Origin of the sequence: Streptomyces montanisoli (assembly GCF_017813245.1) — a bacterium.
GTDB lineage: Bacteria > Actinomycetota > Actinomycetes > Streptomycetales > Streptomycetaceae > Streptomyces > Streptomyces montanisoli.
Map to the genome: position 1 here is coordinate 1 of NZ_JAGIQL010000153.1, position 14,393 is coordinate 14,393.

The 14,393-nt window shown below is 71.3% G+C and carries 9 protein-coding genes and 1 pseudogene; 7 read left to right on the forward strand and 3 right to left on the reverse strand.

Features of this window, described 5'->3' with window-relative positions; all coding sequences use genetic code 11:
* Positions 1-209: 209 nt before the first annotated feature.
* Positions 210-1,739 carry an MFS transporter gene (locus JFN87_RS26750; protein WP_209343966.1) on the reverse strand — a complete coding sequence of 510 codons (1,530 nt, stop codon included), beginning with the start codon at positions 1,737-1,739 and terminating at the stop codon, positions 210-212.
* 111 nt (positions 1,740-1,850) lie between these two features.
* On the opposite strand from JFN87_RS26750, the gene JFN87_RS26755 reads away from it, so the two are divergent.
* From JFN87_RS26755 to JFN87_RS26770, 4 genes are all read left to right on the forward strand, one after another.
* Positions 1,851-2,792: an MmyB family transcriptional regulator gene (locus JFN87_RS26755; protein WP_209343968.1), complete on the forward strand. Its 942-nt coding sequence runs from the start codon at positions 1,851-1,853 to the stop codon at positions 2,790-2,792.
* Positions 2,793-2,879: 87 nt separating this feature from the next.
* A complete protein-coding gene (locus tag JFN87_RS26760) occupies positions 2,880-3,224 on the forward strand; it encodes a hypothetical protein (RefSeq protein ID WP_209343970.1) in 345 nt (114 codons plus the stop codon).
* 160 nt (positions 3,225-3,384) lie between these two features.
* The gene (locus tag JFN87_RS26765) at positions 3,385-5,724 is read left to right on the forward strand and encodes a glycoside hydrolase domain-containing protein (protein WP_209343972.1); all 2,340 of its coding nucleotides are present in this window, start codon (positions 3,385-3,387) and stop codon (positions 5,722-5,724) included.
* Positions 5,725-5,741: 17 nt separating this feature from the next.
* Complete coding sequence (locus JFN87_RS26770) at positions 5,742-6,782, forward strand: hypothetical protein (protein WP_209343974.1); 1,041 nt, start codon at positions 5,742-5,744, stop codon at positions 6,780-6,782.
* Positions 6,783-6,820: 38 nt separating this feature from the next.
* Here JFN87_RS26770 and JFN87_RS26775 read toward each other — a convergent pair whose 3' ends face one another.
* Positions 6,821-8,305 (reverse strand): MFS transporter, encoded by a 1,485-nt coding sequence (locus tag JFN87_RS26775; RefSeq protein WP_209343976.1) that lies wholly within the window; start codon positions 8,303-8,305, stop codon positions 6,821-6,823.
* Between the two features lie 143 nt (positions 8,306-8,448).
* Between JFN87_RS26775 and dusB the strand changes: the two genes are divergently transcribed.
* The 3 genes from dusB (at position 8,449) to ppdK (ending at position 13,926) form a co-directional block, all read left to right on the forward strand.
* Complete coding sequence (dusB, locus tag JFN87_RS26780; RefSeq protein WP_209343978.1) at positions 8,449-9,627, forward strand: tRNA dihydrouridine synthase DusB; 1,179 nt, start codon at positions 8,449-8,451, stop codon at positions 9,625-9,627.
* Positions 9,628-9,732: 105 nt separating this feature from the next.
* A complete protein-coding gene (locus JFN87_RS26785) occupies positions 9,733-10,779 on the forward strand; it encodes an aldo/keto reductase (protein ID WP_209343980.1) in 1,047 nt (348 codons plus the stop codon).
* Positions 10,780-11,277: 498 nt separating this feature from the next.
* Complete coding sequence (gene ppdK / locus JFN87_RS26790; RefSeq protein WP_245181815.1) at positions 11,278-13,926, forward strand: pyruvate, phosphate dikinase; 2,649 nt, start codon at positions 11,278-11,280, stop codon at positions 13,924-13,926.
* A 335-nt stretch (positions 13,927-14,261) separates the two neighbouring features.
* Here ppdK and JFN87_RS26795 read toward each other — a convergent pair.
* Positions 14,262-14,393: pseudogene (locus JFN87_RS26795) on the reverse strand (ABC transporter ATP-binding protein); the annotation flags it as partial.

The window sequence follows — 14,393 nt, forward strand, 5'->3', positions numbered from 1 at the left end:
GACGGGCAGCGGACCCGCGCTACGCGGATCGCGCGGCGCCAAGAGGGCCGCACGCCCGTTGCCCGGGCCCGGGGCGGGCGACGCGGCGGACACGCGCCGCACGGATCGTCGGGCCGGAACGGTCCCGGGCGCGAGCCGCCCGCGGTCCCGGTCCGCGAGTACCTCACCCCCGTCAGGGGCCGTGCCGCCCCCCCCGAAGGGCAAGGCGCCTACGAGATCCTGCGGGGCAGCCGCAGCGCCAGGGCCACCGTCAGCACCACAAGGCCCAGCTGCGTCAGGAGCGTCACGGCCAGCGCGTGGCCCATGTCCGCCGTCCCCGTACCGGCGAGCGTCAGGAACAGCGACCCGAGCGTGGCCACGCCCAGCGCGAGCGCCGACTGCTGCGTCGTCATCATCACGCCGCTGCCCACGCCCGCGCGCTCCCCGGGCACGTCCGACAGCACGATCCGGTACACCACGGGCAGTTGCAGCCCCTGGCCGAACCCGGCGAGCGCCGTGCCCGGCAGCAGCGCGAGCATGCCCACGGACGGCCAGTCGTGCCACACCGCGTACGCCATGAGCGCGAGGCCCACGGCCTGCACCACGGCGCCGGCCGCCACGATCCTGCTGCCGTACCTGCGGATCAGCCGCGGGCCGGCGAGCGACGCGGCGAAGAACGTCACCGCGAGCGGTGCGAGCGCCACGCCCGCCGCGACCGCCCCCATGCCGAGGCCCTGCTGGAGCGCGACGGCCAGGACGAACATGAAGCCGCCGAAGCCGATCGAGAACGGCAGGATCAGAAGCAGCCCGCGGCGCAGCGACACCAGCTCGAACAGGCTCGGCGGCACCAGCGGCGTGCGGCCCTCGCGGTCGGCGCGCCGCTCCACCCGGTACAGCGCGTACGCGAGGAACGGGAACGCGGCGAGCGACACCCACGTCCACAGCGGCCAGCCCGCCGCACGGCCCTCCGTGAGCGGCGCGAGCAGCGACGAGAGCGCGGCGGCGAGCAGCACGGTGCCCGGCACGTCGATCGGCGCGGGCGCCTGGGAGCGCGTCTCCGGCACGGTGCGCACGGCGAGGACGAGTCCGGCGAGCGCGACCGGCACGTTCACGAGGAAGATCGACCGCCAGCCCGAGCCCGCGACGTCCGCCGAGACCAGCACGCCGCCGAGTATCTGGCCGGCGACCATCGCGAGGCCGGCCGTCGCGCCGTACATCGACTGGGCGCGGGCGCGCCGGTGCCCGGTGGTCGAGGAGTGGATGGTGGCGAGCACCTGCGGCAGCATCAGCGCCGACGCGGCGCCCTGCGCCACCCGCGCGGCGACCAGCGACCACGCGTCGGGCGCGAGGCCGCAGGCGAGCGAGGTGAGGCCGAAGGCGGCCATGCCGGCGATGAACAGCCTGCGGCGGCCGAAGATGTCGCCGAGGCGGCCGCCGAGCACGAGCAGGACCGCGTAGCTGAGGCCGTACCCGGCGACGACGAGTTCGAGCAGGGCGGCGCTCGCGTCGAGGTCGCGTTCGATGGTGGGCAGGGCGACGTTGACGATGAAGAAGTCGATGAGCGGAAGTGCCGCGCCGAGCAGCACCGTGAACAGCCCGATCGGGCCGAGCACCGCGCCGTGGTGATGCACCACCGCCGCGTCGCGGTGCTGCGGGCCGGCCGCCTGCCGCGAGTCCGTCGCCTGCCGCTGGTTCGCCGGCTGCCCGATGGCGGTGGCGCCTGCCGCCCTCGGGGCGGCGAATGGGGATGCCTTGGTCATGGCAACGACGATCCCCCGCGCCTGAGACTGGTACCAGAGTCTCCTCATCCTGGTAGAAGAAGTACCCGGTAACAGCTTGAGGAGAAGGGGGACGGGCGGGAGACTGGGCGCATGACGACGACGGCGGTGCACGGCGACCAGACCCCGGACATCCGGCGCAAGGAGCTCGCGGAGTTCCTGCGCAGCCGCCGCGAGCGCATCACGCCCGAGCAGGTGGGCCTCGCACGCGGCGCCAGGCGGCGCACGCCGGGCCTGCGGCGCGAGGAGGTCGCGCACCTGTCGGCGGTGGGCGTGACCTGGTACACGTGGCTGGAGCAGGCGCGCGACATCCAGGTCTCGGCGCAGGTGCTCGACGCGCTGGCGCGGGCCCTGCTGCTCGACCCGGTGGAGCGCGCGCACCTCTTCTCGCTGGGCGGCGCCGTCGACCCCGACCCGACGAGGCCGTGCCCGCGGGTGACGCCCGCGCTGCGCGGCATGCTCGCGCAGCTGGAGCCGTACCCCGCCTGCGTGCAGAACAGCAGGTACGACATCCTCGCGTACAACAGCACCTACGGTGTGCTGATGCGCGACCTCGACGAGCTGCGTCCCGAGGACCGCAACTGCCTGTGGCTCGCCTTCACCGACGAGCGCTGGCGCTCCACGCTCGCCGACCCGGAGCAGGCGCTGCGCGCCATGGCGGCCAAATTCCGCGCCGCGATGGCGGAGCACCTGAACGACCCGGCGTGGAAGGCGCTGCTGGCCCGTCTGCGCGCGGGCTCGCCGGACTTCAGGAAGGTGTGGGACCGCCACGAGGTGGTCGCGAACACCGGCCTCACGAAGCGCTTCGACAACGCCGTCGTGGGTCGGCTGCGGCTCGAGTACACCCCGCTGTGGCTCGGCCCGCAGACGGGCCACGTGCTGATCAGCTACGTACCGTCCGACGAGGACGCGCGCGAGCGGCTGACGCGGCTGCACGCGCACGCCGGCGCCCTCGCCGCCCGCCGCACCCGCGCCCGCGCGGCGCACGAGCGCAACCCGTCGCACGAGCGCGCACGCGCCCTCGCCGAGGTCTGACGCGCGCACCGCGCGTGCCGCACACTTGGGCGACCACATCAACCGACGGCACACCGGCCGTGCCTCGATGTCGCGGAGCGATTCAGCGTGGGCGTAGTCCCTGATTATGTGTTCGTCCTGCCGGCGGTGATCGTCGTGGCATGGATCCTGTCGTGGTGGGGGACCCGGCGGGTCCGCTGGATCCTGCTGTCGGCCGCGGCCGTCGTCTCCGTGCTCTGCGCCGTCCTCGGCCTGCATGCGATGGGGCCGTCCGCGGACCCGCGGACCGTCGGCTGTTCACCCGCCGTCGCGTGCATGGACACGCGTCCACTCTTCCTGCTCGCGGCCGGGCTGCTCGGTGCCGGGTGCTGCCTCGTCCTGCTGATCCTGACGCTCGCGGGCGAGGCGGTCCGGATCTGGCGGGCGGACCGGGACGACCCCGCGGGCGAATGACGGCCCGGTGCCGTCGTCCGGGCGGCGCCAACGCCAGTTTGTTTACCGGTACTTGCCCCGCCGGGGGCATACGCGGCGCGGAAATGCCATACAGTCGGCGCCGAGCCGGAGATCGGTCCGCCTGGATGCGGCCCGACCGGCAACGGGGGAGGGCCACTTCATGGATCAGATGGTGCTCAAGGCCCAGCAGTGGGTCAACGCGACGTACGCCGGCGTGCCCGGGTACAACCCGTGCACCGAGGACGGGATGACCGGCTGGGACACGATCTACAGCCTCACCCGGGCGCTCCAGCACGAACTCGGCATCACCGCGCTGTCCGACAACTTCGGCCCGACCACCTGGGCGGACCTGCAGGCGTACGGCCCGGTCGGCGCGAGTGCCAGCAACATGAACATGCGGACCATCGTGGAGGCCGCCCTCTACTGCAAGGGCTACAGCGGCGGCGAGATCGACGGCGCCTTCGGCCTGGACACCTGTGGCGGACTGGGCTCGCTGATCTCGGACATGGGCATCGCGTCGCACTACGACGGCCTGATCGCCAACGCGGATCCGAAGGTCTTCAAGGCCCTGATGTCCATGGACGCCTACGTGCAGACGTCAGGCGGCTCGGACATGATCCAGACCTGCCAGCGGTGGCTGAACGACGCGTACTACAGCAGGGGCCAGTTCTTCGTCGGCCCGTGTGACGGGCACTTCTCGCGCAACGTCCAGCAGTCCCTGGTCCTGGGCATCCAGTACCAGATGGGCCTGACGGACTCCCAGGTGACCGGCACCATCGGACCGGCCACCGAAGGGGCGCTGAAGACGACCGCGTACGTCTCCAACGGCTCGACGGGCAATTGGGTCCAGCTCTTCCAGTGCGCCGTCGCCTTCAACGGCTACGACAACCACTGGGGGGACAACGGCGGGACGTACGGCTCTGACCTGGCGGCCACGGTGACGGCCTTCCAGAAGTTCTGCGCGCTCGACGCCAACGGCGCGGGCGACTACGAGACGTGGATGTCGCTGCTGGTGTCGACGGGCGACCCGGACCGCAAGGGCACCGCGTTCGACTGCATGTACCCGCTGAACCCCACGACGATCAAGACGGTGAAGAGCAACGGGTACTCGATCGCCGGCCGCTACCTCACCGGCGGCACCAGCAAGGTGCTGACCAACTCCGAGATCGCGCTCATCTTCGACAACGGCATGTCCTTCTTCCCGATCTACCAGGAGGAGGGCAACAAGCTGAGCGACTTCGGCTACGACAAGGGCGTCGCGGCCGCACAGGCCGCGTCCCAGGCGGCGGAGGGTTTCGGCATCCCGGGCGGCACGGTCATCTACTTCTCCGTGGACTTCGACGCCACCGACGCGGACATCGACAGCGCGATCATCCCGCACTTCAAGGGCATCAACGCCGGGATGCCCATCATCGGGACGTACACGATCGGCGTGTACGGGTGCCGCAACGTCTGCAGCCGCCTCGCGGCAGCCGGCCTCACCAACCGCAGCTTCGTCAGCGGCATGTCCACCGGCTACAGCGGCAACCTCGGCTACCCGCTCCCGGACAACTGGGCCTTCGACCAGATCAAGGACTTCACCCTGGCCTCGGGCACCAGCGGCGCGGTGGAGATCGACAACGATATCGCCTCAGGCCGGGACCTCGGCCTGGACAGCGTGACCCGGCCGCGCGACCCCAACGACGGCTTCTACACCTACCTGATCTGGCTGGAGGCCAGGGCAGGCCAGTGGATCGCGCAGGGCAACAACAGCCGTTCCGCGACCCTGCTGGTCTCGCAGTACCTGCGCGTGCGCGACGGGCTGAACAAGCAGACGTTCGCCGACGACGTCTTCGGCTCGCTCGACCAGGGCTTCATCGACTTCGTCAACGGCTATCCCGACATGCCGTTCGCCGCTCCTCTGCGCGATCCCAGCTACCTGTGGGACTCCGACCCCGACCACTTCGGCGCGTCGTTCGGCGCCGTCGTCAGCCACGGTCGCGTCTCCGACCTCACCGGCTGCAACCTGGCCGACTTCGGATCCTGGGGCGGCGACCTGGTCAGCGTCCTCGGGCAGTTCCACCAGAGCGGGCTCTCCGACGACCAGGCCTACGACTTCGCCATGGGCAAGATGTTCACCCGCGACGACAACACGTTCTTCTCGCTCAGCGACTTCCTCGCCAACATGGACGCCTGGGTCCTCGGCCACCCGGCCCAGCAGGGCTCGTCGCAGCCGCTGTCGACGGGCTTCCAGTCGTACTACGCGTCGGTGGCGTCGTCCGGCAAGCGGTGCACGGACTTCTACCGGATCCGCTTCAACAGCGACCCGAACACCTTGGGGAACGCCGCCATCAGCGCCATCGGCCGCGGCGACGACCAGACCAACCTCATCAGGGCGGCCTTCTGGCTCGACCAGTTCGGTTCGGTCACGTGCCCGACCCCGCAGTCGATGTCCGACGCCTCGATCTCCGCCGTGGCGACGGCGTTCCGGGACGCCGTTCTCCAGAACTGTTCCCTCTGAGGCATCGAGGAGCCGAGATGACTTCCATGAACTCCAAGGTCAGCCGCAGACAGGTGCTGGTACTCGGCGGCCTGACGCTCGGCGTCGGCGCCGTCAACGTCGCCGGCTTCGGCGGCACGGCGTACGCCGATGCCACGACCGGTGACGTGACACTGGCCCCGGTCGGCGCGAACCCCGTCGTGGTACTGCCCGGGGTCGGCGTCCAACCCGCCGCCTTCCCAAGGCAGTTGGCCGTCCAGGTCAAACACGACGGCACCGACCTCCCCGCGGGGACGCAGGTCGCGATCACCTACGACCCCCGCCTGTACGCCCCGCTGCCCACCGCCATGGCCACCATCGGCCGCCACCGGGTGCACAGCACGAGCAAGACCACCACCGACCCCAAGACGACCCTGGTGACCTGCACGGTCACCCTGACCGAGGCGCTGCCCGGCGGCAGCGAACCGGTGGTCGTCGTGGGGACCGCCGTCCCGGTGCTCTACCCGCTCGACCTGGTCGTCGCACCCGTCGGCGCGACCGCCGCCGTGGCCCGCAAGAACGGGAAGCCGACCGGCCGGCACAGCCTCAAGACCCACCGCCCCGCCGCCTTCGGAGGCGTCGCCACACCGTGGGGCATCGAGGTCAGCGGCGTGTGGGAGCGCTACGAGTGGGCGGACGGCAAGCGCTGGTACTACTACCCGGCCCGCATCACCCTGCACAACGTCGGACCCGGCACCGCCCCGGCGGCCGCGGCGTTCTCCGTCGCACTCGACCCCCAGGTCGTACGCGACGTGAGCGTCACCGGCGCCCGGCTCAACCACACGGCGCACGACGCGGGCGTACGGCAACTGGCGAGCAGCAGGACCGCGTCGCTGTTCGAAACCCGCTGGAGAACGCGGGTGCACCTCAAGGCGGGCGACCGGCTCGACCTCGCCGTGAAGGTGACGACGCGCAAGCCGGCGCACGACCTGCCGACGATCAAGCACCCCACGGTGGGGCTGATCGACACCGGCAACCACATCACCCAACGGCAGACCGGCCTGACCTCGCTGTCGCGCACCGACTCGAGGTGGCAGTAGCCGACCGGACGGATTGGCAGCCGATCCCGGACGCGCTCTCAGGACGCCGCGGACCCCGCGCGGGTGTGCGTGGGCTCCGTGTCGACTTCCAGGCGGGCCGCCGCGCGTGCCGCGCTGCGCATGGCCAGGTCGCCGCTCGTCGCGATGCCCAGCACCAGCACCGCGAGGCCGCAGGCCGTCAGGATCCACCAGGCGGGCCGCGCCGCGTCCGTGAAGGCACGCAGGTACGCGGCGCTCGCGTGGCCGCGTCCGGCCGATGCCGCGACCCCGCCGCCCAGCACCGCGCCGAGCACGGCCACGCCCAGCGTCGAGCCGATCTGGCGGCTGGTGGACGCGACGGCCGCCGCGACGCCCGCCTGCGAGCGCGGCATGCCGGAGACGGCGGTGTTGGTGATCGGCGCGTTCACCCAGCCGAACCCGATGCCGAACGTCACGTACGAGAGGAAGAGCAGCGGGGTGTGCTCCTGCGCGTCGAAGACGGTGAACAGCAGGCCGCCCAGCGTCATCCCGATCCCCGCGATCACCAGCGACGGCCGCGGGCCGCGTGAGCCGACGAGGCGGCCCGACAGCGGCGCGCAGACCGCCGTCACCGCCGCCATCGGCAGCAGGTAGAGGCCGGCGTGCAGGGCGCTGAGCCCGCGCGCCTCCTGCAGGTAGAGCGTGTTGACGAAGAGGAAGCCGCCGAGCGCCGCGAACGCGCACACCGCGATCGCCGTCGCGCCGCTGAACGGCGCGCTGCGGAAGAACCGCAGGTCGATCAGGGGCTCGTGGCGCCGCGGCTCGTAGCGCAGCAGGGCGGCGAGGCTCAGCACGGCGACGCAGACGAGGGCGATGATGAGCGGCGATGACCAGCCGGCCGACGGCACCTCGATGATCGTGTACGTCACGGACCCCAGCACGCCGATGACCAGCAACTGCCCCACGGGGTCCGGCCTGCGCGCCTTCGCCGCCCGCGACTCCGGCACGAACCTCAGGGTGAGCAGCAGCGCCGCCAGGCCGATCGGCAGGTTGATCCAGAAGATCGAGCGCCAGCCGACCGAGTCCACGAGCAACCCGCCGACCAGCGGGCCCGCCGCCATCGAGATGCCGACGACGCCGCCCCACACGCCGATGGCGCGGGCGCGCTCCCGAGGGTCGGTGAACGTGTTGGTGATGATCGACATCGCCACGGGGTTGAGCATCGACCCGCCGACGGCCTGCACCATACGGAAGACGACCAGGGCCTCAAGATTGGGCGCGAGTGAGCAGAGCACAGAACCGAGCGTGAAGATCACGAGGCCCGTCGCGAAGACCCGGCGCCGTCCGATCCGGTCGGCGGTGGAGCCCGAGAGCATCAGCAGCGAGGCGAGCACCAGGGTGTAGGCGTCGATCGTCCACTGCAGTCCTGAGACGCCCGCGTGGAGTTCTCGCTGCATGGAGGGGAGGGCGACATTGAGGACGGTGTTGTCGAGACTCACGATCAGCAGGCTCAGGCAGCAGATCGCGAGCACCAGCATCCGCCGTCTGTGGCTGAGCTCGGGCATACATCGATAGTACGCAAAACTAACAACCTTGTTGTACCACCCACCCTCTTTCGCGCCCCGCGCACCAGCCCGTGGCGCCTCGGGCGCCCGCCGGTATACCGCCCGTGGCCGGGTACGCCGCGCGATACGCGACAATGGGGCGCATGACCAGCCAGACGCCCACCGCACCCGCGCCCGCACCCGCGCCAGGAGCGGCCGCATCCCTGGCCATCGGCCCCCACGCCGTGAGCCCGCCCGTGGTCCTCGCGCCGATGGCGGGGATCACCAACGCCCCCTTCCGCACCCTGTGCCGGGAGTTCACGGGCGGCAAAGGGCTCTTCGTCAGTGAGATGATCACCACACGCGCGCTGGTCGAGCGCAACGACAAGACCATGCGGCTGATCCGGTTCACCCCGGACGAGACGCCACGCTCGATCCAGCTCTACGGCGTCGACCCGGTGACCGTCGGCAAGGCGGTCCGCATGATCGTCGACGAGGACCTCGCCGACCACATCGACCTCAACTTCGGCTGCCCCGTGCCCAAGGTGACGCGCAAGGGCGGCGGTTCCGCGCTTCCCTACAAGCGGCCGCTGCTGCGCGCGATCCTGCACGAGGCGGTCGCGAGCGCCGGTCCGCTGCCCGTCACGATGAAGATGCGCAAGGGCATCGACGACGACCACCTCACCTGCCTCGACGCCGGCCGCATCGCGGTCGACGAGGGCATCACGGCGATCGCCCTGCACGGCAGGACGGCGGCCCAGCACTACGGCGGCACGGCCGACTGGGACGCCATCGCCCGCCTCAAGGAGCACGTGCCGGAGATCCCCGTACTCGGCAACGGCGACATCTGGTCGGCCGAGGACGCGCTGCGGATGGTGCGCGAGACCGGGTGCGACGGTGTGGTCGTCGGCCGCGGCTGCCTGGGGCGGCCCTGGCTCTTCGCCGACCTGGTGGCCGGGTTCGAGGGGACGGGCGAGGCGACGCGGCCCACGCTGCGCGAGGTCGCGGCCGTCATGCACCGCCATGCCACGCTGCTGGGGGAGTGGCTCGGGGACGAGTCGCGGGGCGTCGTCGACTTCCGCAAGCACGTGGCCTGGTACCTGAAGGGCTTCTCCGTCGGCTCCGAGCTGCGCAGGAAGCTCGCGGTGACGTCGTCGCTCGCGCAGCTCGACGAGCTGATCGCCGGGCTCGACCTGGACCAGCCGTGGCCGGCCGGCGCGGACGGGCCGCGCGGCCGCTCGTCGGGCAACAACCGCGTGGTCCTGCCGGACGGCTGGCTGCGCGACCCGTACGACTACGCGGCCGTCGACGCGGGCGCGGAGCTCGACACCTCCGGGGGCTGACCCCGGCCCGTGGTCCGCGGCGGTTCGCGTCCGTCCAGAGTGGTAGACGTCCGGGGGGACCGGACGCCTCCGGCCCCTCGTTCCGCACGATCGAGAGGGACCACGATGCAGTACAGGCAGCTCGGCAGGTCCGGCCTGCGCGTCTCCGCGCTCTCCATGGGCACCATGACCTTCGGCGGCAAGGGCGGCTTCGGCGTACTCGGCGCCACCGACGTCGAGGGCGCCAAGCGCCAGATCGACATGTGCCTCGACGCCGGCGTGAACCTCGTCGACACCGCCAACATGTACTCGGACGGCGCCTCCGAGGAGATCGTCGGGCAGGCGATCGCCGGCCGCCGCGACCGGCTGCTGCTGTCGTCCAAGGTCCGGATGAAGATGGGCGAAGGACCCAACGACCAGGGCCTGTCCCGGCTGCACATCATGGACCAGGTGGAGCGCAGCCTGCGCCGCCTCGGCACCGACCACCTGGACATCTACCACGTCCACGAGTGGGACGGGCAGACGCCGCTCGAGGAGACCCTGGAGGCGCTCGACACGCTCGTGCGCTCGGGGAAGGTCCGCTACCTCGGCGTCTCCAACTACGCGGGCTGGCAGCTGATGAAGGCGCTGGCCGTCGCGGACGCCCACGGCTACCAGCGCTTCGTCAGCAACCAGATCTACTACTCGCTGGAGTCGAGGGACGCCGAGTACGAGCTCGTCCCCCTCTCCCTCGACCAGGGGCTCGGCATCATGGTCTGGAGCCCGCTCGCCGGCGGCCTGCTGTCCGGCAAGTACCGGCGCGGGCAGCAGGCGAGCGAGGGCAGGCACCTCTCGGAGTGGAGCGAGCCGCCCGTACGCGACGAGGAGAAGCTGTACGACACCATCGAGACGGTCGTGGACATCGCGTCCGCGCACGGCGCCTCGCCCGCCCAGATCTCGCTCGCGTACCTGCTCGCCAAGCCGGGGGTGACGTCCCTGGTCATCGGCGCGCGCAAGGACGAGCAGCTGGCCGACAACCTCGGCGCCGCCGAGGTGGCGCTCTCGCGGGAGGACGTCGACCGGCTCGACAAGGTCAGCGCGCCCGACCTGATCTACCCGCACTGGCACCAGGCCGACTCGGCCTCCGAGCGCTTCGGCGCCCCGGACAGGGCGCTGCACGGCCCCGCCCGCTGAGGCCGCGAGCCGTGCCGGCAGCCGCCGATTTCAGGCCATCGGGCGCGTGATATTCGCCACGCATGATGCGGAGTTTGCTCAAACGAGCGCTGATGGGTCGCCTGCGACTCCGGAACACGTGGCACCCAGTGCCACTGCTTCCGCGTTCGACCTCTGAACTCAGACGTCGTTGTCACTGCTCACATGAGCGTTCGAGGTCATGGCGAGGTCATCGCCCCTTCGCGTCCTGAAGGGCCCGGAGGGAGCGGGCCTCGCGGTGATCACCTCCGATCCGGTGGCGGACGGGTGGTTATGGCCGTATGACAGAAAGGTGGACGTCCCCGGAAGCCTTCGATCTGGGTATGTTCCTCGCCGTCAGGGCAGCCACCGCGTCCCGAGGAGTCGAGACCCGTGTCGGAAATCAAGGATCGGCCGGCGAAGCAGAAGAAGCCGGCGAAGGCCGAGAAGGTGGAAAAGGTGGAGAAGTACGTCTACGACTTCACCGAGGGCAACAAGGGCATGAAGGGGCTGCTCGGCGGCAAGGGGGCCAACCTCGCCGAGATGACCAACCTCAAGCTGCCCGTGCCGCCCGGCTTCACCATCACCACCGAGGCCTGCAAGGTCTACCTGGACTCCGGCAGCGAACCCGGCACGCTGCGCCGCGAGGTGAGCGCGCACCTCGCGGCGCTCGAGGAGACGATGGGCAAGAAGCTCGGCCAGAGCGACGACCCGCTGCTCGTCTCCGTGCGCTCGGGCGCCAAGTTCTCCATGCCCGGCATGATGGACACGGTCCTCAACGTGGGTCTCTCCGACGATTCGGTCGCGGGCCTCGCCGCGCAGGCCGGCGACGAGCGCTTCGCCTGGGACTCCTACCGCCGCCTGATCCAGATGTTCGGCACGACCGTGCTCGGCGTCGAGGGCGAGCTGTTCGAGGACGCGCTCGACGAGGCGAAACGCGCGCGGGGCGCCGTGACGGACGTCGACCTCGACGCGGCGGACCTGAAGAAGCTGGTCACGGTCTTCAAGAAGATCGTCTCCCGCGAGGCGGGCCGCGACTTCCCGCAGGACCCGCGCGAGCAGATGGACCTCGCCGTGCGCTCCGTGTTCGAGTCCTGGAACACCGACCGCGCCAAGCTCTACCGGCGCCAGGAACGCATCCCGGGCGACCTCGGCACGGCGGTCAACATCGTCGCGATGGTCTTCGGCAACCTCGGCCCCGACTCCGGCACCGGTGTCGCCTTCACGCGCGACCCCGCCAGCGGCCACCAGGGCGTCTACGGGGACTACCTGCAGAACGCGCAGGGCGAGGACGTCGTGGCCGGCATCCGCAACACGGTGCCGCTCGCGCAGCTCGAGACCATCGACAAGGCGTCGTACGACCAGCTGATGCAGATCATGGAGACGCTGGAGAACCACTACCTCGACCTGTGCGACATCGAGTTCACCATCGAGCGCGGCAAGCTGTGGATGCTCCAGACACGCGTCGGCAAGCGCACCGCGGGCGCGGCCTTCCGCATCGCGACGCAACTCGTCGACCAGGGCCTCATCGACGAGGCCGAGGCGCTGCGCCGGGTCAACGGCGCGCAGCTGGCCCAGCTGATGTTCCCGCGCTTCGACGACGACGCCAAGCGCGAGCTGCTCGGCCGCGGCATCGCCGCGTCACCCGGTGCCGCCGTCGGCAAGGCCGTCTTCGACTCGTACACCGCGATCAAGTGGTCGCGCTCCGGCGAGAAGGTCATCCTCGTACGGCGCGAGACCAACCCGGACGACCTTGAGGGCATGATCGCCGCCGAGGGCATCCTCACCTCGCGCGGCGGCAAGACCTCCCACGCGGCCGTGGTCGCGCGCGGCATGGGCAAGACGTGCGTGTGCGGCGCCGAGGAGCTGGAGGTCGACACCAAGAAGCGCTGCCTGAGCGTCGGTTCGAAGGTCGTCGAGGAGGGCGACGTCATCTCCATCGACGGCTCCACCGGCAAGGTGTACCTCGGCGAGGTGCCCGTCGTGCCCTCGCCCGTCGTCGAGTACTTCGAGGGCCGTATGCACGCGGGAGCGGAGGAGGCCGACGAACTCGTCGAGTCCGTGCACCGCATGATGGCCTACGCCGACCGCAGGCGCAGGCTCCGCGTCAGGGCCAACGCCGACAACACCGAGGACGCGCTGCGCGCACGGCGGTTCGGCGCCCAGGGCATCGGCCTGTGCCGCACCGAGCACATGTTCCTCGGCGAGCGCCGCGAGATGGTCGAGAGGCTGATCCTCGCGGACACCGACGAGGAGCGCGAGCAGGCGCTCGGCGGCCTCCTGCCGCTGCAGAAGGCCGACTTCGTCGAGCTGTTCGAGGCGATGGACGGGCTGCCCGTCACCGTCAGGCTGCTCGACCCGCCGCTGCACGAGTTCCTGCCCGACATCACGGAGCTGTCCGTGCGGGTCGCGCTCGCCGAGGCGCGCAAGGACCCGCACGAGAACGACCTGCGCCTGCTGCAGGCCGTGCACAAGCTGCACGAGCAGAACCCCATGCTCGGCCTGCGCGGCGTGCGCCTCGGCCTGGTCGTACCCGGCCTGTTCGGCATGCAGGTACGGGCGATCGCCGAGGCCGCCGCGCAGCGCAAGGCCGCCAAGGGCGACCCGCGCGCCGAGGTGATGATCCCGCTGGTCGGCACCGTGCAGGAGCTGGAGATCGTGCGGGACGAGGCCGAGCGCGTCATCGCCGAGGTCGAGCAGGCCACGGGTGTCGAACTGAAGCTGGCGCTCGGCACGATGATCGAGCTGCCGCGCGCGGCGCTGACGGCCGCTCAGATCGCGGAAGCCGCCGAGTTCTTCTCGTTCGGCACGAACGACCTGACGCAGACGGTGTGGGGCTTCAGCCGCGACGACGTGGAGGCCAGCTTCTTCACCGCCTACCTGGAGAAGGGCATCTTCGGCGTCTCGCCGTTCGAGACCATCGACCGCGACGGTGTGGGCGCGCTGGTGCGCAACGCGGCGGAGGCCGGCCGCGCCACCCGGCCGGGCCTGAAGCTCGGCATCTGCGGCGAGCACGGCGGCGACCCCGAGTCCGTGCACTTCTTCCACGAGGTGGGTCTCGACTACGTGTCCTGCTCCCCGTTCCGCATCCCGGTGGCCCGCCTGGAAGCGGGCCGCGCGGCGGTGATGGACGCGCAACGGGCCGGCTGACCGGGCGGAGCCCGGGCCCCCGACCGACCGCCCGGGCTCCGGCCACTCCCCGCCGCACACGAGAGCCACCGGGGCCGGCCCGTCCGCGACATCCCTCACCGACGCGGACGGACCGGCCCCGGTCCACAGGGAGGCGGGCGCCGTGCGGGGCGCCCGCCTCCGGCGCGTCCCGGCGCCGCCTGGCAACCGGGCGGCCCGGCACCCCCGAGGCGCCCCGGCGGCCGCTTCGTCCGTGACCCAGCTGTCTGAGCGGCCCTGGGGCGGAGCGGTCCTGCGGGCCCGAGTGGTCCGCTGCTCCCGGCGGCCCGGCGGCCCGGGGGCCTGGTGGCCTGGGGGCCCGGCAGCCTGCCGGTGGTCTCGGCGGCGAGCGCGACGGTCAGCTCGTCGAGCGCGCTGGACTCCTGCCCGAGGTAGCCGATCAGGCGGGAGGCGCGTTCGGGGTGTCGCACCAGGTCGTGGCCCAGCAC

What these genes read in the sequence shown, in the direction of transcription:
- dusB (WP_209343978.1), top strand. Translation starts at nt 8,449, where the DNA reads ATGACCAGCCAGACGCCCACCGCACCCGCGCCCGCACCCGCGCCAGGA.
- JFN87_RS26765 (WP_209343972.1), top strand. Translation starts at nt 3,385, where the DNA reads ATGGATCAGATGGTGCTCAAGGCCCAGCAGTGGGTCAACGCGACGTAC.
- JFN87_RS26775 (WP_209343976.1), bottom strand. Translation starts at nt 8,305, where the DNA reads ATGCCCGAGCTCAGCCACAGACGGCGGATGCTGGTGCTCGCGATCTGC.
- JFN87_RS26785 (WP_209343980.1), top strand. Translation starts at nt 9,733, where the DNA reads ATGCAGTACAGGCAGCTCGGCAGGTCCGGCCTGCGCGTCTCCGCGCTC.
- JFN87_RS26770 (WP_209343974.1), top strand. Translation starts at nt 5,742, where the DNA reads ATGACTTCCATGAACTCCAAGGTCAGCCGCAGACAGGTGCTGGTACTC.
- JFN87_RS26750 (WP_209343966.1), bottom strand. Translation starts at nt 1,739, where the DNA reads ATGACCAAGGCATCCCCATTCGCCGCCCCGAGGGCGGCAGGCGCCACC.
- ppdK (WP_245181815.1), top strand. Translation starts at nt 11,278, where the DNA reads ATGAAGGGGCTGCTCGGCGGCAAGGGGGCCAACCTCGCCGAGATGACC.
- JFN87_RS26755 (WP_209343968.1), top strand. Translation starts at nt 1,851, where the DNA reads ATGACGACGACGGCGGTGCACGGCGACCAGACCCCGGACATCCGGCGC.